16 protein-coding genes are annotated in these 20587 nt (G+C 63.9%); 3 read left to right on the top strand and 13 right to left on the bottom strand.

All coding sequences use genetic code 11. The annotated features are described in order from the left end of the window. The first annotated feature begins 235 nt into the window (after nt 1-235). Nucleotides 236-2881 carry an aminopeptidase N gene (pepN, locus tag LB556_RS08950; RefSeq protein ID WP_224566226.1) on the top strand — a complete coding sequence of 882 codons (2646 nt, stop codon included), beginning with the start codon at nt 236-238 and terminating at the stop codon, nt 2879-2881. Nucleotides 2882-3087: 206 nt separating this feature from the next. Further along, nucleotides 3088-5409 (top strand): PAS domain-containing sensor histidine kinase, encoded by a 2322-nt coding sequence (locus tag LB556_RS08945; protein WP_224566224.1) that lies wholly within the window; start codon nt 3088-3090, stop codon nt 5407-5409. 45 nt (nt 5410-5454) lie between these two features. Here LB556_RS08945 and LB556_RS08940 read toward each other — a convergent pair whose 3' ends face one another. The 4 genes from LB556_RS08940 to LB556_RS08925 all read right to left on the bottom strand — a co-directional run bounded on the left by LB556_RS08940 (nt 5455) and on the right by LB556_RS08925 (nt 11205). Next, the gene (locus tag LB556_RS08940; RefSeq protein ID WP_224566222.1) at nt 5455-5928 is read right to left on the bottom strand and encodes a hypothetical protein; all 474 of its coding nucleotides are present in this window, start codon (nt 5926-5928) and stop codon (nt 5455-5457) included. 50 nt (nt 5929-5978) lie between these two features. Next, a complete protein-coding gene (locus LB556_RS08935) occupies nt 5979-8939 on the bottom strand; it encodes a bifunctional [glutamine synthetase] adenylyltransferase/[glutamine synthetase]-adenylyl-L-tyrosine phosphorylase (protein WP_224566220.1) in 2961 nt (986 codons plus the stop codon). After that, nucleotides 8939-10420, bottom strand: a complete 1482-nt coding sequence (locus tag LB556_RS08930; RefSeq protein WP_224566218.1) for an ATP-binding protein — start codon at nt 10418-10420, stop codon at nt 8939-8941. Before LB556_RS08930 ends, LB556_RS08935 begins: the two co-directional genes overlap by 1 nt. Before the next feature lie 110 nt (nt 10421-10530). Further along, entirely contained in the window at nt 10531-11205 is a 675-nt protein-coding gene (locus LB556_RS08925) for a response regulator transcription factor (RefSeq protein ID WP_023771592.1), read from the bottom strand. 59 nt (nt 11206-11264) lie between these two features. Between LB556_RS08925 and LB556_RS08920 the strand changes: the two genes are divergently transcribed. Further along, the gene (locus LB556_RS08920) at nt 11265-11462 is read left to right on the top strand and encodes a hypothetical protein (RefSeq protein ID WP_224566216.1); all 198 of its coding nucleotides are present in this window, start codon (nt 11265-11267) and stop codon (nt 11460-11462) included. Nucleotides 11463-11554: 92 nt separating this feature from the next. On the opposite strand, the gene LB556_RS08915 is transcribed toward LB556_RS08920, so the two are convergent. From LB556_RS08915 to LB556_RS08875, 9 genes are all read right to left on the bottom strand, one after another. Continuing rightward, a complete protein-coding gene (locus tag LB556_RS08915; protein WP_224566215.1) occupies nt 11555-13096 on the bottom strand; it encodes a Do family serine endopeptidase in 1542 nt (513 codons plus the stop codon). 132 nt (nt 13097-13228) lie between these two features. After that, nucleotides 13229-13696 (bottom strand): cytochrome c-type biogenesis protein, encoded by a 468-nt coding sequence (locus LB556_RS08910; RefSeq protein WP_224566213.1) that lies wholly within the window; start codon nt 13694-13696, stop codon nt 13229-13231. After that, on the bottom strand, nt 13693-15684 hold the full coding sequence (locus tag LB556_RS08905) for a heme lyase CcmF/NrfE family subunit (RefSeq protein ID WP_224566211.1): 1992 nt from the start codon (nt 15682-15684) through the stop codon (nt 13693-13695). The genes LB556_RS08910 and LB556_RS08905 overlap by 4 nt, the downstream gene beginning before the upstream one ends. Nucleotides 15685-15720: 36 nt before the next feature. Next, entirely contained in the window at nt 15721-16161 is a 441-nt protein-coding gene (gene ccmE / locus LB556_RS08900) for a cytochrome c maturation protein CcmE (RefSeq protein WP_224566209.1), read from the bottom strand. 8 nt (nt 16162-16169) lie between these two features. Beyond that, nucleotides 16170-17309 (bottom strand): c-type cytochrome biogenesis protein CcmI, encoded by a 1140-nt coding sequence (gene ccmI, locus LB556_RS08895; protein WP_224566207.1) that lies wholly within the window; start codon nt 17307-17309, stop codon nt 16170-16172. A 124-nt stretch (nt 17310-17433) separates the two neighbouring features. Further along, on the bottom strand, nt 17434-17874 hold the full coding sequence (locus LB556_RS08890) for a hypothetical protein (RefSeq protein WP_224566205.1): 441 nt from the start codon (nt 17872-17874) through the stop codon (nt 17434-17436). Nucleotides 17875-18062: 188 nt separating this feature from the next. Next, on the bottom strand, nt 18063-19496 hold the full coding sequence (locus tag LB556_RS08885) for an ATP-binding protein (RefSeq protein ID WP_318011265.1): 1434 nt from the start codon (nt 19494-19496) through the stop codon (nt 18063-18065). Beyond that, nucleotides 19480-20145 carry a response regulator transcription factor gene (locus LB556_RS08880; protein WP_023800820.1) on the bottom strand — a complete coding sequence of 222 codons (666 nt, stop codon included), beginning with the start codon at nt 20143-20145 and terminating at the stop codon, nt 19480-19482. Before LB556_RS08880 ends, LB556_RS08885 begins: the two co-directional genes overlap by 17 nt. A 91-nt stretch (nt 20146-20236) precedes the next feature. Next, entirely contained in the window at nt 20237-20536 is a 300-nt protein-coding gene (locus LB556_RS08875; RefSeq protein WP_224566203.1) for a hypothetical protein, read from the bottom strand. Nucleotides 20537-20587: the final 51 nt, after the last annotated feature.

Here is a 20587-nt window from a genome sequence, read left to right as displayed (position 1 = left end):
CGATCGCCGCCAGAATGCGCGCCGGGATATCGGTCTCCCTGACGCCTGAGAAAGCGCCCATCCCGACTTTCGGTGTGACGGCGGTCATGACTGCCTCGCGACGCTGAAAGGAAGGCCTGAATTAGGCCGTGCCGCAGTTTTGTCGAGGGGCTGTTTCGTGTAAAGAGCGCGGGCTTCGAATTTTTTGGACCGGTCAGATCACATCCGGTCCCCGAAAAACAGGAAAAGCCAGGGAATGCGCACCGATACAGGCCAGGTCTTCAAACTCGAAGACTATCGCCCCAGCGACTACCTCATTCCGGAAACCAACCTTGACTTCCGTCTTTCGCCACGGGCCACGGCCGTCACCGCTATACTGACCGTCGAGCGCCGCGAGGGCAAATCGAAATCGGCTCCGCTGGTGCTCGACGGCGACGGATTGACGCTCAAGCGCATCGAGATCGACGGCAGGGCGGTGAAACCGGCTGATCTGCTGGCGAGCCCCGACCAATTGACCCTGCTCAAGCCGCCGGCGGCACGCCGCTTCCAGTTGCTGATCGAAACCGAACTGGCGCCAGCCGGCAATGAAGCCCTTATGGGCCTTTACCGCTCTAACAACGTCTACTGCACGCAGTGCGAGGCGGAGGGTTTTCGCCGCATCACCTATTTCCTCGATCGCCCCGATATCCTGTCCGTCTACACGGTGCGGATCGAGGCGCGGCGCGACGAGGCGCCGCTGCTCCTGTCCAACGGCAATCCGGTCGAGAACGGCGATCTCGCCGATGGCTGGCACTATGCCAGATGGCACGACCCCTTCCCCAAGCCGTCCTACCTGTTCGCGCTGGTGGCCGGGAATCTCGGCCAGCTCGCCGACAGTTTCGTCACCATGTCCGGCCGCAAGGTCGAGCTCGGCATCTATGTCGAGCCCGGCAAGGAGAGGCTCGCCGGCTATGCCATGGATGCGCTGAAGCGGTCGATGCGATGGGACGAGGAGGCGTTTGGCCGCGAGTACGACCTCGACGTCTTCAACATCGTCGCCGTGTCGGACTTCAACATGGGCGCGATGGAGAACAAGGGACTCAATATCTTCAACGACAAATACGTTCTGGCCGACCAGGAGACGGCGACGGACGCCGATTTCGCCAATATCGAGGCGATCATCGCGCACGAATATTTCCACAATTGGACAGGCAACAGAATCACTTGCCGCGACTGGTTCCAGCTTTGCCTGAAGGAAGGGCTGACGGTCTTCCGCGATCATGAGTTCTCGGCCGACCAGCGCTCGCGCTCGGTCAAGCGCATCGCCGAAGTGCGCACGCTGCGGGCCCACCAGTTTCCCGAGGACCAGGGTCCGCTGGCGCATCCGGTGCGGCCGCGCCGATACCGCGAAATCAACAATTTCTACACGGCGACGGTCTACGAAAAAGGCTCCGAAGTGGTGCGCATGATCCGCACCATTCTCGGGCCCGAGGCATTTCGCGCCGGCATGGACCTTTATTTCGAACGGCATGATGGGGAAGCCGCGACCATCGAGGACTTCATAAACGTGTTCGAGGACGCGTCCGGCCGCGACCTTTCGCAATTCTCGCTCTGGTATCATCAGGCAGGCACGCCCAACCTGACCGTGAGTTCGACGCACAATCCGGCCGCACGGGAATTCACGCTCGAGATAGAGCAGTCGGTGCCGCCGACACCCTTCGAAAGCCGCAAGCGGCTGATGCATATACCGCTCGCCTTCGGCCTGATCGGCCCCGGCGGCAAGCCGGTGGAGTACGACGGCGTCGAGGGCGCAAGCGTCCAGGATGGCGTCATCCATATCCGCAAGCGCCGCCACATGGTGCGCTTTTCAGGCGTTGCCGAACGGCCCGCGGTGTCGCTCAATCGCGGCTTTTCGGCGCCGGTGACACTGTCGGTCGAGCAGAAGGCGGCCGACCAGTTCTTCCTCGCTCGCCATGACAGCGACGCCTTCTCGCGCTGGCAGGCCTTCAACACGCTGCTCACCGATGCGCTGATCGCGGCCTTCCGCCAGGTCCTTGGCGGCAAACAGCCGAACTTCGCGCCACGGCTGACCGAGCTTGCCGGCGGCATCGCCGGTGACGAGACGCTCGAGCCAGCCTACCGGGCCCTGGCCCTGGCGCTGCCTGGTGATGCCGACATTGCGCGTGACATCGGCAAGAACATCGATCCGGACGCCATCCACGCGGCGCGACAGGCGCTGGCGCTGGCGATCGGCACGGCCAATGGCAAGGCATTTTCCGGCCTCTACGACAGTCTGGCCGACAAGGCCGCTTTCAGCCCCGACGCGGCGAGCGCGGGACGGCGCGCCTTGCGCAACATTCTGCTGGATTATCTCTCGCTGCTGCCTGGTGGATCGGCAGTGGCGGCCAGACATTTCCAATCCGCGACCAACATGACCGACCGCGCGGCGGCATTGGCCGTGCTGGCGCAGCGTCACCACGGATCGCCGGAGGCGAAAAAGGCGCTGGGGGCATTCGAACAAACATATGCGTCCGACCCGCTGGTGATGGACAAATGGTTCCAGATCCAGGCCAGCGTGCCGGGGCCGCAAGCGGTGGACACGGTCCGCTCCCTGACCGCCCATCCGGCCTTCTCGATGGGCAACCCGAACCGGGTGCGCTCGCTGGTCGGCACATTCTCCAGCGCCAACCAGACCGGCTTTCACCGCGCCGACGGCGAAGGCTACCGTTTCTTCGTGCAGACGGTGCTCGAGGTGGAAAAGCGCAACCCGCAAGTGGCGGCAAGGCTGGCGACGGCGCTCAGGTCCTGGCGTTCGCTCGAACCGGGCCGGCAAGCCAGGGCCCGGGAAGCGCTGGTTTCGATCGCCAATGCCGAAAACCTGTCGGCTGATCTGCGCGATATCGTCGAGCGCACGCTGGCCTAGGCGCCCCTTGCCTTCTCCCATGCGGGAAAGCTGAGCCGCCCAACTTCCAAAAAGCCCATTATTTTATTCGATTTTTAATCTTTTTTTCGCCGGGCCACTGGACAAGGCGAATCACCTTTGATTCTTTAAGGACGATTCGGACGTGCGGTGTTGCCGGATCACCAGCACATAGAAATGCGGCATACTGAAATCGGGGAGTGCCATTTATGGCGAAGGCGGACGCGTGGGGCGCGCCCGGTGGGATGGCTTTTGCGCGTCGAAAGACGCGTAGCGACGGCCTTGCCGGCAATGCGCGGCTCATCGCCGAACCAGCCTATAAGCGCCTTCTGGCCGCCGAACCGCTGCTGCGCCGGTCCATACCTGCCCTCATCGTCATCTTCCTGATCGTCATCGCGGCGCTTCGCGTGCTCTCGCTGATGAACGAGCGGGACGATGTAGAGCGGGATGCAAAGGCGGTCCTGACATTGGCCGCCGCACAGCTCGCCAGCTCGCTCGCCACCACATCGGACACGCTGCCGGGCGCCACCCAGAACCTGCTGGAGACCACCAGCCGCCAGGGCGCGATGGGCCGCAGCCATGTGCTGGTCATCACCGACAGCGCCTTCAAGATCACCGCGGTGACGCCGCGTTCGGTTCCCTGGCAAGGCCATTCACTCGACGGCCTCGTCCAGGGCGGCCAGCCCTTGTTCATGTTCGGCGATCGCGCCGGTGTCATGGAGGTCAACATCGGCGGGCAGGACTGGTACGCCGCGGTCAGCCTGTCCAGGGACAGAAAGGGAGCCGCGGCGGCGCTGGTGCCGCAAGAGGCGGTCTTCGACGCCTGGCGCAAGACCGTCTCGTTGAATGTCACCCTGTTCGTGCTGACGGCCGGCGTCCTGATCATCGTCCTCTATGCCTATTTCGGGCAGGCGGCGCGCGCGCAGGCAGCCGATCGCATCTATCTGGAGGCACATCAGCGCATCGACATGGCGCTGGTGCGCGGCCGCTGCGGCCTGTGGGACTGGGACATGGTGCGCGGCAAGATGTACTGGTCGCGCTCGATGTACGACATGCTTGGCTACGAGCCCTGCGAGACGATGCTGTCCTTCGGCGAGGTCGACGAGATCATCCATCCCGAGGACGGCGATCTGTTCACGCTCGCCAACAGGATCGTCGCCCGCGAGATCGACCACATCGACCAGGTGTTCCGGATGCGGCACGCCGATGGCCAGTGGGTGTGGATGCGCGCCCGTGCCCAGGTCATGGATCCCGAGGCACCCGAAATCCAGCTCATCGGCATCGCCGTCGACGTCACCGAGCAACGCCATCTGGCGCTTCGGTCCGAGGCGGCCGATCTGCGCCTCAGGACCGCGATCGAGAACATCAATGAATCCTTCGTCCTGTGGGATTCGGCTCAACGCTTGATCATGTGCAATTCCAAATACCAGCAGGACAACGGGCTCTCGGATCGCGACGTGATGCCAGGCGTGACGCGCGTGTCGCTGGAAGAGCGGATGCTGGCGTTTGCTTCCGAGCGCCGGCTCGCCAACACCAACGGTCCGCAAGGCGGCGCCACGTTCGAAAGGCAGTTGTCCGATGGCCGCTGGCTTCAGGTCAACGAACTCAGGACCAGGGACGGCGGCATCGTCTCGGTCGGGTCCGACATCACCCAGATCAAGCTGCACCAGGAAAAGCTGGTCGACAGTGAGCGCCGGCTGATGGCGACGATCCATGATCTGAGCCTTGCCCGCAGGGCCGAAGAAGAACGGTCCCGCGAACTCGTCGACCTCAACCGCAAATACATGAAGGAAACCGAACGCGCCGAAGCGGCGAACCGGGCCAAATCCGAATTCCTAGCCAATATGTCGCACGAATTGCGCACGCCGCTCAACGCCATCATCGGCTTTTCCGAACTGATGGAACAGGGGCTGTTCGGCCCGCTGGGCTCGGAGCGCTACGAGGAGTACGCCACCGACATCAACAGCAGCGGCAAATACCTGCTCGGCGTCATCAACGACATTCTCGACATGTCCAAGATCGAAGCCGGCCAGTTCTCGCTCGACCAGGAGCAGATCGACCTCGGTCCGCTGATCAGCGAGACCGTGCGTGTCGTCTCGCTGCAAGCGGCGCAGAAGGCGATCACCGTGGAAACCCGTATCGCCGACGCGCTGACGCTGTTCGCCGATCGCCGGGCGATCAAGCAGATCGTCATCAACCTCCTGTCCAACGCGGTGAAATTCACCGGTCAGGGCGGCCACATTTCGGTCAGGGCCCGCAACACGTCAGGCGCGCTGGTGCTGACGATCGAGGACAATGGCTGCGGCATCCCGAAAGAGGCCCTCGGCAAGCTCGGGCGCCCCTTCGAGCAGGTTCAGAACCAGTTTTCCAAGAACCATGCCGGCTCGGGTCTTGGCCTTGCCATCTCACGCTCGCTGGCCGAGTTGCAGGGCGGCGCACTGAAGATCCGCTCCACCGAAAGTGTCGGCACGATCGTGTCGGTGCGCATTCCGGTGAAGAAGGCACCGCCCGCGGTCAAAGTCGCGGCCTGAGCGGCAGGCTCCGGCCGACTGCGCCGGAGCCTGCGTCAGCGAGCCTCACTGCATGCCGTTTTCGTCGTCGCCTCCCTGGCGATGGCGGCCAAGGCGCCCGCTCTTCGGCAGTTCACGGTTCTCGATCTTGCCGTCATTGTTCTTGTCGAGCAGCGCGAAGACCTTCTTCTCACGACTGGCGATGTCATCCGACGTCAGGCTATCGTCGCCCTTGGTGTCATAGCGGGCGATGATGCGCCTGGCCATACGCTCGAAACGCGCCTTCTCCAGCGCGTCGGCGAGTTGAGCGACCGTCAGCTTGCCGCCATTGTCGGCCACAAGCTTCTTGAGCCGCGCGTCCATGATATTGGAGAACTGGTCGAAGGTGATGGTTCCGCCATTGTCCTTCATTGCCTTGTCGAGCCGCATCAGTGTGCGCTCACGCATCTTCGCACTGTCGACGTTCTCGGCATAGGCGGCGCCACCGACGGCTCCGGCCATGGCGATGAAGGCAAGTGCGAGCTTGGTTGTCTTTCTCATGGTTTTCTCCTGTTGCATCGTCACCCCCGATGCGGCCGGACGGTCGTTGGTCACGCCCTCCCGGCACGAAGCAGAAGGTCGAAATCTTTCCTGACCTTTTGCGACGTCTCCTTGAGATGTGCTTCCAGCACACCGAAATCCGGCAGGTCGGTGACCGCCAGAAGCAGATCCGAAAGACCCGGTGGAACGTCGTCCCGTTCGAAGGGTCCGGTGAGGCACAACCGCGTCATCTGGGTCAGCGCCAGATAGAGGGCGTAGGCATCGCCAAGTTCGTGCCTGAGCCCGGCATTGGCGAAGCGCGGCGTCAGGCGAGACAGGATTTCGGCCGTGCCGGTGGCGCGCGGCCCGGCCTCGACCTGGCCGGTGATGACGGCCACCTGGGCTATGAATTCGAGATCAATCAGGCCGCCTGGAATCAACTTGATGTCCCAGAGGTCGCGGGGCGCCTTTTCCTGCTCGATCATGGCACGCATGTCCGAGGCCTCGGCCCTCACCTTTGCCGCATCGCGTGATTGGCGAAGCACCGCGGCAACTTCCGCTTCAACCTCGCTGCATAACCCATCATCACCGGCAATGGCGCGCGCCCGCGACAGCGCCATGTGCTCCCACGTCCAGGCCTCCTGGCGCTGGTATTTCTTGAAGGCATCGATATGGGTGGCGACCGGCCCCTTGTTGCCGGACGGCCGCAACCGAAGATCGAGTTCGTAGAGAACCCCTTCCGCCGTCGGCGCCGATACGGCCGATATCAGCCGCTGCGTCATGCGGGAATAATAGTGCGACGGCGCCAGCGGTTTTTCGCCATCGGAATCCTCGGCCTCCGGATCGTGATCGTAGAGCAGGATGAGATCGACATCCGATCCGGCGGTCAATTCGCGGCTGCCGAGCTTGCCCATGCCGAGCAGCGAAACCACGCCACCGGCGATCTTACCGTGGCGCACCGCGAATTCGGCGGTCACCGCCTGCAACGCCGCCGCGATGGTCAGGTCCGCGAGATCGGAGAAGGCGCGGCCGGCGCGGGCGGGATCGATCGAGCCCGCGAGCAGCCGCACACCGATCAGGAATTTCTGTTCGGACGCAAATATGCGCAGCCGGTCGAGCACGTCCTCATAGGCCCTGTCGCCTTCGAGGAAGGCGGAGAGCCTCGCCGAGAGATAGGCGCGATCGGGAAGCTCGGTCAGCAATGCCGGGTCGAGCAAACCGTCGAAGACATGCGGCCGGCGGGTAATGATCGCCGCCAGCCGGGGCGCCGCGCCCATGATCGTAGCCATCAGCTTGAGCAATGCGGGGTTCGACTGCAACAGCGAGAACAGCTGGATGCCGGCCGGCAGGCCAGCGAGGAATTCGTCGAAACGGACCAGGGCCTCGTCGGCCCGGCGCGTCTGGCCGAAGGCCTTGAGCAGGGCCGGCGTCAATTCGGTCAGCCGCTCGCGCGCCTCCGCCGACTGGGTGACGCGATAGCGCCCGAAATGCCAGCCGCGGATGACACGACAGATATCGCTTGGCCGCTGAAAGCCGAGACCATGCAGCGTCCGCAGTGTGTCCGGATCGTCGACGTCACCGGTAAAGACAAGGTTGCCGATGCCCGCCGAAAGCTCGGGCGCGGTTTCGAACAGCGCGGCATAATGGCGCTCGACCTGCTGCAGCGAGGCACGGAACGCCCCGGCAAACGCGGCCGCGTCGGCAAAGCCCAGCATGCGGGCGATGCGCTCCAGCCCTTCGTCGTCTTCCGGCAGCGTGTGCGTCTGCTCGTCGGCCACCATCTGGATGGCGTGTTCGACCCGGCGCAGGAACCAGTATTGGCGGGAGAGCGCGTCACGCGCGTCCGATGTGATCCAGCCTCGGGCCGCGAGTTGACCAAGCATCGGTACGGTTTCGCGGCCACGCAGTTCCGGGAAGCGACCGCCGGCGATGAGTTGCTGGGTCTGGACGAAGAACTCGATTTCGCGGATGCCGCCGCGCCCAAGCTTGACGTTGTGCCCCTTCACGGCGATCTCGCCATGGCCCTTATGGGCATGAATCTGGCGCTTGATCGAATGGACGTCGGCAATGGCGGCGTAGTCCATGTATTTGCGCCAGATATAGGGCTGCAGCTCCTTGAGAAAGGCATCGCCCGCGGCGAGATCGCCGGCCACCGGGCGCGCCTTGATCATCGCGGCACGCTCCCAGTTCTGGCCGCGCGCTTCGTAGTAGCGCAGCGCGGCTTCAACCGGAATCGCCAACGGGGTCGAACCGGGATCGGGACGCAATCTCAGATCGGTGCGGAAGGCATAGCCGTGCTCGGTGCGGTCCTGCAGGATGCGCACCAGCCGGCGCGTCAGGCGTGAAAACAGGTCGGTAGCGTCGAGTGGATCGACCACGGCGGGCGCTTCCGGATCGAAGAACACGACGAGGTCGATGTCGGAGGAGAAATTCAGCTCATGCGCGCCGAGCTTGCCCATGCCGAGCAGGATCCAGCCCGATTGATGCGACGGACTGTCGAGGTCGGGCAGTCTGAGCTTGCCCTGGCCGTGCGCGTCACGCAGCAGGAAATCGACGGCCGCGCGGGTGCAGGCGTCGGCGAGATCGCTCAACCGCCTTACAGTCAGCGAGGTGTCTGCTTCGCCCGAGAGATCGCCGAGCGCGATCAGGAAATGCGCCTCGGCCTTATGCAGGCGCAGGTCCATCATCAGGCCGGATTCCGAGACCGTTTCCGCCAGCGGCGCCTGCTCGATCGCGGCGGTTATCACCTTCAGACGGGCTTCGATCGGCAGATCGAACAAGCCGTCCAGGATTTGCGGGCGGCGGCGGGCAGTATCACGCAGGAACGGCGAAAGGTCGAAGACGGCGGCCAGGAAATCTTGCGCCTCCCCCTTGCCGGCCAGGAATTTGGCCGTCCGTGCCAACGCTTCTTCGCGCGCTGCGTCGGCGATTTCGGCCAGTTCCTGTCCTGCCCGGCCCTCGTCGAGTGGAGCCAGCAGGGTTTGCAGCCTCAGCAGCCAGTCTGTCTTGCTCCGCTTGGCAACGGCCGCCATCAGTGGTCCTCCCGTGCGGGGAAACTCATGACCACGGATAGTCCCGGATTGCCAGGCAACAGGTCAAGCCGGCCGTAATGGAATGTCATCACCGCCTTGGCGAGGCTCAGGCCAAGGCCGGAACCAGGCTGCGAACGGCTCTTCTCCAGTCGCACGAAGCGCTCCGTCGCCCGGGCGCGATCGGCATCGTCGGGAATGCCTTGGCCGTTGTCCATGACCGAAAGCCTGATCTCGCCATGCGTGCGTTCAAGCGCCACACGGACCGCCGGCTTGGATGTGGAATCGGTCGAGTACTTGATCGCGTTATCGACGATGTTGGAGAGCGCCTGGCCGATCAACTCGCGGTTGCCGTCAACGACAAAAGCACCGTTCACCTCGGCGTCCAGTGAAACGCCAGCCTCCTCGGCCACCGGCTCGTAGAGTTCGACCACATCACGCACCGCCGCCGCCAGATCGACGCGGCTGGTGTGCTCCGAAGAATACCCAGCCTCCAGCCGGGAGATCATCAGGATGGCGTTGAAGGTCTTTATCAGATGGTCGGACTCGGTGATGGTGGCTTCCAGCGCCTGCCGATAGTCCGACGGTTTCTGCTTGCCGGACAGCGTCGCTTCGGCCCGGTTGCGCAACCGGGTCAGCGGCGTCTTCAAGTCATGCGCGATGTTGTCGGAAACCTGCTTCAGGCCTTCGTTGAGCGTGGCGATCCTGGCCAGCATGGCATTGAGATTTTCCGAAAGCCGGTCGAACTCGTCACCGGCGCCAGTCACCGGCAGCCGGCCGCTGAGATCGCCGCCCATAATGCGCCGGCTTGCCTCCGAAACGCCGTCGATGCGCTTCAACGCCGCGCGACCAACAAAGAACCAGATCAGGATGCCGCCCAGACCCATCATGCCGAGCGCCAGCGTGAGCGCGCGGCGGATGACGGCGCGAAAACGCTCCGGTTCGCCAAGATCGCGCCCTACCAGCATGATCATCTGGTTGGGCAGCCGCAGCACCAGCGCAATGGCATTGTGCCCCTTTTCGCCTTCGGCCTGCGGCGCCGCATTCCCGCCAGCCGAAGGAGGCGTCGTCTGGTCGGGCGTCGCGTTACGCAGGCGATCAAGCTCACCCTCGCCGAAGCGCTTGTAGGAGAACGGCTCGGTCGTCCAGCCCTCTGTGTCGATCACCCCCGGTTCGAGGCTCTGCACATTGCCTGTCAGAATCTGGCCGTTGGCATCGGCGATCAGATAGAGGTTGGCGCCGGGTTGGCGCGAACGGGCCTCGACCACGCGGACCAATACCGGCAGGCCACCGCGCTGATAGGCGCGGGCTAGGCCGAGCACCTCGTCGTTGATGGTCTCCTGCGTCTGCGCGGTCAGCATGCGCGCCGACAGCGAGGTCATGTAGAAGACAAGCAGCACGGCGCAGAGCGCGAACAGCAGGAGATAAAGCGCCGAGAGCCGCGCTGCCGTCGTCTTCATGATGGCGGGCACAGAAAGCGCCATGCTGCCGCCTAGACCAGGATGACGTTCGGTTGAAACGTCATTTTGATCCCTCTCTTTGTCGGAGCACGATCTCCAGCGAAAACCGGCTCCCACTTCCTCGGGATCATGCTCTAGCCGCCCTTCAGCATGTAACCGGCACCGCGAACGGTGTGCAGGATCGGCTTGTCGAAGCCTTTTTCGATCTTGCCGCGCAGCCGTGAGACATGGACATCGATGACATTGGTCTGCGGATCGAAATGATAATCCCAGACATTTTCGAGCAGCATGGTGCGCGTCACAACCTGGCCGGCATGGCGCATGAGATATTCGAGCAGGCGGAATTCGCGCGGCTGCAGCGTGATCTCGCGCGCCGCCCGGCGGACAGAATGCGACAGCCTGTCGAGTTCGAGGTCGCCAACCCGGTAGACGGTCTCGGCCTCCTTGGCGCTGGCGCGCCGGTTCAGCACCTCGACGCGCGCCAGAAGTTCGGAAAAGGCATAGGGCTTGGTCAGATAGTCGTCTCCGCCGGCGCGCAGGCCGGTGACCCGGTCATCGACCTCGCCGAGCGCCGAGAGGATGAGCACCGGTGTCGTGTTGCCCCTGGAGCGGAGAGCGGCGATGACCGACAGGCCGTCGCGGCGCGGCATCATCCGATCGATGACCATCACGTCATAATCGCCCGCATCGGCAAGCGCGAAGCCGGTCTCGCCGTCGCCCGCGACATGCGCCGTATGACCGGCTTCGGTAAAGGCTTTCTGCAGATAATCAGCAGCCTCGCGATCGTCTTCTATGACGAGAATCTTCATAGGGCCGTTATACGCGATTTCGCTGGAAGGTTGAGTAGCCGGCATCTGCATTCTAGCCTTTGCCAAAGCGCGTCACGATCAAGATGATCGTGGTCGTGCGCGATAAAATCTTTGTTCCGTGGCATGGTTACGCCGAACATGTCAGTTCCCGGTCATGCCGTTACCCTGCAATCGCCGCACCGGGTGGTGTCGGGCGCAAGCGCGATCAGGCGGAAGCGGTGCGCGGCAGCGGGCGATGGGAAGCCCGCTGCCGCTGAAGGAGAGCGCGATGACTGACTAACGGCTCTCCTTCTTGCCTTCCCGTGCGGCGACTCGGGGGTGTTGAAACCGCCGCACTGGAAAAGCCGTCTCAGCCCTTGGCGACCGGCAGCGCGACGAAGCGGTTGTTGTCGTCACGTGTGATCTGCATCAGCACGGCCTTGCGTCCGGACTTGACCGCATCGGCCATGGCCTTGGCGATGTCCTCGGTGCCGTTGACCTCCGCCGAGTTGACCGCCGTGATGACGTCGCCCGGCTGGATGCCGCGATCGGCGGCGGCGCTGTCGGGGTCGACGTCTGTCACCACCAGCCCCTTGCCGTTTTCGGACTTGGTGACGGTGAGGCCGAGATTGCCCAGCGTGTCCGGCTTTGCCGGCGCGGCGGGTTGCTGCTGCTGGTCGGCCGACGCCTGCTTGTCGCTTGCCGGCAGTTTGCCGAGATCGACCTTGACCGTCTGGCTCTTGCCGTCACGCCACACTGTGACGTCCACGGACTTGCCCGGCGAATAGGCGCCGATCAGGCGGGCGAGTTCCTTCGGTGAGGCAACGTCCTTGCCATCGACCTGGGTGATCACGTCGCCGGCTGTAATGCCGGCCTTCTTGCCAGGGCCATCGTCCTGGGCGCTCGAAACCAGGGCGCCGTTGTTGGACTTCAGGCCCAGCGATTCAGCGATGTCGGAGGTGACCGGCTGGATTTCGACGCCGAGCCAGCCGCGCTGCACCGCGCCATTCTTCATCAGGTCATCGACGACCTGCTTGGCTGTCGAGGCCGGAATGTCGAAGGCGATGCCGACGCTGCCGCCGGAGGGCGAGAAGATGGCGGTGTTGATGCCGACCACCTGACCGTTGAGGTTGAAAGTCGGACCGCCCGAATTGCCGCGGTTGACCGAGGCGTCGATCTGGAGGAAATCGTCATAGGGACCGGCGCCGATATCGCGGCCGCGCGCCGAGACGATGCCGGCGGTGACGGTGCCGCCGAGACCGAAGGGATTGCCGACAGCCACGACCCAGTCGCCGACGCGAACCTTGGAATCGTCGGCGAAGTCGACATAGGTGAACTTGCCGCCACCATCGACCTTGAGCACGGCGAGATCGGTGCGCGGATCGGTGCCGATCAGCTTGGCGTCGAGTTCCTTGCCGTCGTTGGTCACCACGGTGAAGGCGGTGCCTTCTTCGACGACGTGGTTGTTGGTGACGAGATAGCCGTCCTCGGAGATGAAGAAGCCTGAGCCCTGAGCCACCGGACGCGGCTGGTCGTTGTTGCGGTCGCGGTGGCCGAAGCGGCGATGACCGTCACCGTTCTGGTCGCCAAAGCCGCGGAATTCCTTGAAGAAACGGCGCAGCTGCGGATTGTTGGGAAGATTGTCGAAACCATCCTGGCCGTCGGAGCCGTCATCGGCCGTCGGCTGGATCTTGGCCTTGACCTTGACGCTGACCACGGCTGGCGAAACGCGTTCCACGACATCGGCGAAGCTCGGAACCTGCGGAGCCTCGACACGCACGGCATCGGCCAGGACAGGGCTGGTTCCACTGGTCAGCGCGCCAACGCCGATCGCGCCTGCAATAGCGAGCGAGGCGGCGGCGGCGAGAAGACGCTTGCGGGTGCGGGAATATGAATTGGGGGCAGTAATCATGGGGTCTCGTATCCTCTTTCAAAGGGACGCGCGTTGATAGGCATCCTCAGGGAATGAGAATTAGAGCGGCGGACATTACAGCGCCATTTCCGACGCATGAAACTTTGGTAATGTTTGCGGGCGACCGGGCTGTCAGTCGCGGTGCAGGATCGCGTCCAATGCTGCCTGCTCGTCGGCCGAGAGCGATTTTGTCGCCAACTCCCGGCGCGACCGAGCGCTGAGTGCGATAAACATGCCTCCAACCAGCAGCAACAGCACCGGCGTGCCCCAAAGCAGAGCATTCCTCAAGTCAAAACGTGGCTTCAGCAGCACGAACTCGCCGTAGCGAGAAACCACATAGTCCATCACCTGCCGATCGGTATCGCCGGCAACGAGGCGTTGCCGCACCAGGATACGCAGGTCGCGGGCAAGGTCGGCGTCGGACTCGTCGATCGACTGATTCTGGCAGACCATGCAGCGCAAGCCTTCCGACAACGCCCGCGCCCGCGCCTCCAGGGCCGGGTCGGCCAGCATCTCGTCAGGTTTCACCGCCATTGCCGTGCCCGCGAAGAACAAGGCCAGCAGCAAGACGATCGAGCTCAGCGAAAGCCTTGCGCTCATGGCTGGCTCGCGCTTGCCACGGCTTCGGTCTGCTTGCGGCGGCGCGAAGGCGCGCCGACCCGCAGGCGCCTGTCCATCAGCGACATGGCCGCACCCGCCATCATCACCAGGCCGCCGCCCCAGATCAGCGTCACCAGCGGCTTCCACCACAGACGCACGACGACCGAGCCGTCCTTGCCCTCGTCGCCGAGCGAAATGTAGAGCTGGGAGAGGCCTATCGTCTTGATGCCGGACTCCGTCGTCGTCATCTGCCGCACCGGATAGAAACGCTTGGCGGAACTGATTTCGCCGACGGGACTGCCGCTGACGCCGATCAGTTCGAAACGGCCGCGATCCTCGCTGTAGTTCGGCCCCTGGGCAGGATAGAGGCCGACGAAACGAACCGTGCGGCCAGAGATTTCCACGGTTTCACCGGCATGCATGGACAAGATCTTCTCCGTGCCAAAGCAGAGCGTGCCGACAATGCCGAGCACGGTCAAGCCAAGGCCAAGATGCGCGAAAGCAGTCCCGAAGACCGAGCGTGGCAAGCCAACCAGGCGCCTGGCCATGACAGGCGTGGCGGCATGGCCTACCCCTGCCTTGACGGCGAGGTCGGTCAGCGCGCCAAGGATCAGCCAGACGGCAAGGCCGACGCCAAGCGCGGCAAGCACCGAAGCGCCGTCAATAAACAAGGCAGTGACCAGCGTCGCCAGAAGGGCGGCCGCGAACGCCACCATCAAGCGCTGTGCGACGCCAAAGACATCGCCGCGCTTCCAGGCCAGCAGCGGCCCGAACGGAACCATAACCAGCAGCGGCACCATCAGCGGCGCGAAGGTGAGGTTGAAGAACGGCGCTCCGACCGAAATCTTGTCGGCCGAAAAAGCCTCGACCGCCAGCGGATAGAGCGTGCCGACCAGCACGGTGGCGGCCGCCGTGGTCAGGAACAGATTGTTGAGGACGAGCGCGCCTTCACGCGAGATCGGGTGGAACAAGCCGCCGGCCGTCAACTTCGAGGCGCGCAGCGCGAACAGCGCCAGCGAGCCGCCGATGAACAGCGTCAGGATGCACAGGATGAAAACGCCGCGCGTGGGATCGGTGGCAAAGGCGTGAACGGAAGTCAGGACGCCCGAACGCACCAGGAAGGTACCGAGCAGCGACAGCGAGAAGGTCAAAATGGCGAGCAGAAGCGTCCAGATCTTCAAAGCCGAGCGCTTTTCCATGACGATGGCCGAATGCAGCAGCGCGGTGCCCGCAAGCCACGGCATGAAGGACGCGTTCTCGACCGGGTCCCAGAACCAGAAACCGCCCCAGCCGAGCTCGTAATAGGCCCAGTACGATCCCATCGCGATGCCGCCGGTCAGGAACATCCAGGCGACCAGCGTCCATGGCCGCACCCAGCGCGCCCAGGAGGCATCGATGCGCCCCTCGATGAGGGCCGCGACCGAGAAGGAAAAGCAGATCGAGAAGCCGACATAGCCGAGATAGAGCAGCGGCGGATGAATGGCGAGGCCAAGGTCCTGCAGGATCGGGTTGAGATCGCGGCCTTCGATGGGCGCCGGATTGAGCCGGATGAAAGGATTGGACGTCGCCAGGATGAACAGGAAGAAGGCAGCGCCGATGGCCCCCTGCACGGCAAGCACGTTGGCGCGCAGCGTCGCCGGCAGGTTGGAGCCGAAGGCGGCGACAAGCGCGCCGAAGAAGGTCAGGATCAGCACCCAGAGCAGCATCGAGCCTTCGTGATTGCCCCAGGTTCCGGTGATCTTGTAGATCAGCGGCTGCAGCGAATGCGAATTCTCCCAGACGTTCGCCAGCGAAAAATCGGAGCTTGCATAGGCGCTCGCAAGTGCTGCGAAGGACAGCGCCGTCAAGGCAAAACCGGTCACCGCGACCGGACCGCCGACCGCCATCAGGCGCTGGTTGTTCAGCCGCGCGCCAAACAGCGGCACGATGGTCTGCACCAGCGAAAGCGCAAACGCCAGAACCAGGGCGAAATGTCCGGTTTCAACCATTTCCGCGACTCACGCTTGCTCTCCCGCCAGGGTTGCTCACTTCTTGCTCTCCTTCCAGACACCCTTGGCCTTCAGGCCCTCGGCAACTTCCTTGGGCATATAACGCTCATCGTGCTTGGCCAGCACGCTGTCGGCGACAAAGACGCCATCGGGGCCGAAGGTGCCCTCGGTGATGACGCCCTGCTCCTCGCGGAAAAGGTCGGGCAGGATGCCGGTATAGGTAACCTTGACCGATTTGTGCGTATCGGTGACCGAAAAGGCAACCGTAGCGCCCTGGCCGCGCTGGATGGTGCCTTTTTCGACCAAACCACCGAGCCTGATGCGCTGGCCGGGCTGCACGCTGGCAGTGGCCAGATCGGCTGGCATGTAGAAATAGGATGCTTTCTGGCCAAGCGCGTAGAAAGTCAGGCCGGTGGCGGCGGCGAGGAAAGCCAAGCCGCCCAAAATCACCGACAATCGCTTCTGCTTGCGCGTCATGTCCCACTCTACTCCGTCGCCGCCAGGCCGAGCGAGGCGGCCAAGGCGGTGAATTTCCTGGCTTCGTCACTGTCGGCGCCAAAGACCGCAATGGCACGCCCCAGCGCATCGCGCGCCTGGTCGGCCTTGCCCAGCACGACATAGGAACGAACCAGCCGCATCCATCCTTCCGGGTCGCGCGGATTTTGACGAAGTTTGTCGTCGAGGCCGGCGACCATGGTGTTGATCATGGCTTCCCTGTCCTGCGGCGACATGGAGGATGCGGCGTCGACATCGGCGGCGTCGGGGCCTTTCGCGGCCGCGCCGGAAGCGATTTCGGGGCTGCCGGATTTGGCCAGTGCCTGCTCGACAGCGCCGCGCCATGGCGAATCCGGCGGCAGTTTGCCAAGCATCGCCTGCCAGGCCGCGGCCGCTTCCTTGGCGCGGCCCTCCTGCGCCAAGGCCATGGCCAGATAGAAGCTGGCTTTCGCATTAGCCGGATCAAGCTTCAAGGCCGCCTCGAAGGCATCCTGGGCATCGGCCGAAACAATACCGCCCGCGGCACCGGCGATCGCCTCGCCGAGCCCAGCCTGGCGGTCAGCGGTGTCGCCGTCGAGGCGAACGGCGTTGCGATAGGCGGCCGCGGCGTCGGCAAAGCGCTGCATGCGCAGATAGACCGGCGCCAACACATCCCAGCCCCGCCCATCGGAAGGATTGGCAGCAAGATGGGCCTCGGCGCGCGCCACCAGCTCATCGACCGAACTGTCGGCCGGGTTCTTGGCCAGCCGCTCGCTGAGCGGCTGCGACGGCAAGTCAGGCGAGCCGATCTGGCTGTAGAGCCCCCAACTGACCAACGGGACCGCCAGCACGGCCACGGTCGCGACAAGCCGTGCCGTGACCGATGCCGACTTGCCGGACGTGTCGCCGGCGATATCCGCGTTGCCCAGGCGAAGGATACGGCGGGCGATCTCGGCGCGCGCCTCGGCCGCTTCGGCAGGCCCGATCAGGCCGCGCGCGGCATCGCGGTCGAGCTCGGACAATTGATCGCGATAGACTTCCAGATCGTGGTCGCCGCTCGATGACGCACCCTTGTAGGACCCAGACAACGGCAAAAGCACCGCAAGGCTGGCGCCCAGCGTGAGAATTGCGGCTATGACCCAGAACAGCATGGTTCTTCCAATAACGGCAGAGCCCTGCCCTGCCAACAGAGGCATCCTGCGACGCTTTGACGGCCGGCGCGCCGGATGTCCTTGATCGACATCAAGGGCCCGGATCGCAACCGGACCCGACCGGCTAAGTCAATGGCGTCCAACTGCCGTCGGAATTGCGGCAGGCCGTTCCGTGCGCCGTGACACTGGCGCCGCCGGTGAACACCGTCTGCGTATACTGGCGACAGTCCTGCGAGCCGACGCGATAAGGCTGGGCTGGAACGACCTCGCCATAGCGCGCGGCCTGATCGCCTTTCCACGTCACTTTCTGGCCGCTGGTGTTGTATTCCAGCGCCTTGTATTCGGCCTCGAGCGCGCTTCGCTTCTCCGTCTCGCTCAGGCCATTGCCGATCGACCCGCCAATGAGGCCGCCACCCATGGCGGAAATGATCGATTTGGTGACGACCTTGCCGCTCGCCGGTGGCGTCGAGACCGGTGTCGCCGCCACGGTCGGGCCCTTGCCGCCCAAGGTGGTGCAGCCCGATACGGCCAGCAATGCGGAAACAAGCGCGACGCGAATCTTCATGCCAACAACCGGTTTTCTTGAGTTGGAGCCTGCAATGGATGCGCCGGGGGCCGCGTCATCGGAGAAGTAGGGGTGTCCGTAGTGTTGATATTTGTCGGAAATTTGGCCGCTGACGGCCGCCATCGGTGCAATCGATATGCCGCCATGACATGCGCTTTCCATTGTTGCCGGCTGGGCCTTGGACAGCATTACTGAAGGCTCCGCAACCGCACCGCGGCCTTCAATCCACCCATGCCGGACCGTTCCAGCTTGAGGCCGCCTCCATACTCGTTGACGAGGTCGGCGACAATGGCAAGGCCAAGGCCCGTTCCCGGTTTTGTCTCGTCCAGGCGCCGGCCGCGCTTCATGGCTTCACGCGCCTTGTTCTCGGGAATGCCAGGGCCGTCATCCTCGATGCTGATCTCGAACAGGCTCTCATCCTTGCTGGCCAAGGGCACGACCGACACCGCGACAGCACTCCTTGCCCATTTCATCGCATTCTCGAGAAGATTGCCAAGCAGTTCCTCGAGATCCTCGCGCTCGCCGGCAAAAACGATCTCGGTGGCCGGCAGCGACAGCGAAAGGCTGGTCTGGGGGTTGAGCTTCTGCAAAACGCGCACCATGCGCTGTACCAGCGGCGCCACCGGCGTGCGATAGACGACGCTGTCGCGCTGCGCCGCGACACGGGCGCGCTGCAAATAGTGGTCGATCTGCTTCTGCATCGAGGCGGCCTGCTCGGCGATCAACCGCCCCTTGGCGCCGCCAAGCGCCCGGCCTTCGTTGACCAGCACGGCGAGCGGTGTCTTCAGCGAATGGGCGAGGTTGCCGACCTGGGTCCGCGAGCGTTCGACAATGCGTTTGTTGTTTTCGATCAAGGCGTTGGTTTCGTTGGCTAACGGTTCGATCTCGGCCGGGAAGCGGCCGTCGAGCCTATGCGCGGAGCCCTCGCGCACCATGGCGAGCGCGTTCCGGACCCTTCGCAGCGGCTGCAGCCCGAGCAGGATGGCGATGGCGTTGATGGCGATCATGCCGATGCCGAACAGGCTTAGATAGGTCAGCAACCGGCGCTGGAAGGTCCCTATTTCCTGCTCCAGCTCGGTCTTGTTGCCCATGACGCGGAAACGCGCGGCGCGGTTCTTCGCATCGAGAACGAACTCGCTCTCAAACACGACCAGTTCCTCGCCATTGATGCCTTGCGCCGCATAGTTGCGCTGGAAATTGGCGTTGAAGGGAACATCGACCACGTCGGGCGACGGTATGGTCCGGGTCATGGACGAAGAGTGAAGATCGCCATGCACGCCTTCCGAAGCGGGCTCGACGGACCAGTACCAGCCCGAATTCGGTTCGGAGAAACGGAGGTCGCCAAGGTCGGGCGATCCGGTCAGCGCGCCGCTGTCGGAAATGCCGACCGAACCGATCAGGTTGAACAAATGCGCGGACAGCAGGCTGTCGAAGCCCCGCTCGCTGGCCTGGCGGTAAAGCGTGGTGATCAAGGTGAAGATGACGACCAGGGTCACGATCGCCCACACCGTGGAAAAGGCGATGACGCGGAACGTCAGCGACCGCGGCCACGCGCGCAGCGACAGCCGTCTGCCAACGATCGGGTTGGTAGCGAGCGGTTCCGCCTTATGCCTCCGGCTCACGCATGCGGTAGCCCATGCCGCGCACGGTTTCGATCATATCGATGCCCATCTTCTTGCGCAGTCGCCCGACAAAGACCTCGATCGTGTTGGAATCGCGATCGAAATCCTGATCGTAGAGATGCTCCACCAGTTCGGTGCGCGAAACGACCTCGCCCATGTGGTGCATCAGATAGGCGAGCAGCCGGAATTCGTGCGAGGTCAATTTGAGCGGCACGCCGTCGACATCGGCCTTTGAAGCCTTGGTATCGAGGCGCAGCGGCCCGCAGGTCAGTTCAGACGAGGCATGACCGGCGGCACGGCGGATCAGGGCCCTGACCCGCGCCAGCACCTCCTCGATATGGAACGGCTTGGTGACGTAATCGTCGGCGCCGGCGTCGATGCCGGAAACCTTGTCGCTCCAGCGGTCACGCGCGGTCAGGATCAGCACCGGCATCTTGCGGCCGCCGCGGCGCCAGCGCTCGACCACGCTGATGCCGTCCATCTGCGGCAGGCCGATGTCGAGGACGACGGCATCGTAAGGCTCGGTGTCGCCGAGGAAATGCCCCTCCTCGCCATCGAAGGCCCGGTCGACGACATAGCCGGCATCGACCAGCGCATCCGAAATCTGCCGATTGAGATCCTTGTCATCCTCGACGACGAGTACGCGCATGCGGGGACCAATGCCTGTTGACTGACGGTTTCAGGTATAGGCCGATTCCGCCGGCCTGGGAAACGGAGCCCTGTAGCAGGGGAAGACCGGGTCAGTTCTGCGGAACGACGATTTCGGAGCGGCGCGGACGCTGCCCGTTCTTGCCGGGCACGAGAACGACGATGACGCAGACCGGCTGGCCGCCACGCGTCGACTGCGAGGCCTTCGCGAGCGTTCCGCCATTCTGCTCGGCCACCTGTTGACCGATCGCATAGCAGTCGGATGCGGCCAGGACGATCGGGCTGGGCTGGTCGGGCGCGATGACCGGTATCGCCATTGCCTGCGACGCAAACAGCCCGGCGGCGCTAAGCGCCAGGGTCGCGGTTCGGAAATGGGAGCGAAGCGTTTTCATGACCGGCGTTGTAACGCATCGGTGCTGAACGTGAAATGAACAGTGAACGGC

Source organism: Mesorhizobium sp. ES1-4 (genome assembly GCF_020164745.1).
Lineage (GTDB): Bacteria > Pseudomonadota > Alphaproteobacteria > Rhizobiales > Rhizobiaceae > Mesorhizobium.
Note: the sequence above shows the minus strand (reverse complement) of the source record. Positions and strands in the feature narration are given on the sequence as shown.

Bases quoted from the DNA above. Each gene is read 5' to 3' on its own strand.
- pepN (WP_224566226.1), top strand. From the start codon at position 236: ATGCGCACCGATACAGGCCAGGTCTTCAAACTCGAAGACTATCGCCCC.
- LB556_RS08945 (WP_224566224.1), top strand. From the start codon at position 3,088: ATGGCGAAGGCGGACGCGTGGGGCGCGCCCGGTGGGATGGCTTTTGCG.
- LB556_RS08940 (WP_224566222.1), bottom strand. From the start codon at position 5,928: ATGAGAAAGACAACCAAGCTCGCACTTGCCTTCATCGCCATGGCCGGA.
- LB556_RS08935 (WP_224566220.1), bottom strand. From the start codon at position 8,939: ATGGCGGCCGTTGCCAAGCGGAGCAAGACAGACTGGCTGCTGAGGCTG.
- LB556_RS08930 (WP_224566218.1), bottom strand. From the start codon at position 10,420: ATGGCGCTTTCTGTGCCCGCCATCATGAAGACGACGGCAGCGCGGCTC.
- LB556_RS08925 (WP_023771592.1), bottom strand. From the start codon at position 11,205: ATGAAGATTCTCGTCATAGAAGACGATCGCGAGGCTGCTGATTATCTG.
- LB556_RS08915 (WP_224566215.1), bottom strand. From the start codon at position 13,096: ATGATTACTGCCCCCAATTCATATTCCCGCACCCGCAAGCGTCTTCTC.
- LB556_RS08910 (WP_224566213.1), bottom strand. From the start codon at position 13,696: ATGAGCGCAAGGCTTTCGCTGAGCTCGATCGTCTTGCTGCTGGCCTTG.
- LB556_RS08905 (WP_224566211.1), bottom strand. From the start codon at position 15,684: ATGGTTGAAACCGGACATTTCGCCCTGGTTCTGGCGTTTGCGCTTTCG.
- ccmE (WP_224566209.1), bottom strand. From the start codon at position 16,161: ATGACGCGCAAGCAGAAGCGATTGTCGGTGATTTTGGGCGGCTTGGCT.
- ccmI (WP_224566207.1), bottom strand. From the start codon at position 17,309: ATGCTGTTCTGGGTCATAGCCGCAATTCTCACGCTGGGCGCCAGCCTT.
- LB556_RS08890 (WP_224566205.1), bottom strand. From the start codon at position 17,874: ATGAAGATTCGCGTCGCGCTTGTTTCCGCATTGCTGGCCGTATCGGGC.
- LB556_RS08880 (WP_023800820.1), bottom strand. From the start codon at position 20,145: ATGCGCGTACTCGTCGTCGAGGATGACAAGGATCTCAATCGGCAGATT.
- LB556_RS08875 (WP_224566203.1), bottom strand. From the start codon at position 20,536: ATGAAAACGCTTCGCTCCCATTTCCGAACCGCGACCCTGGCGCTTAGC.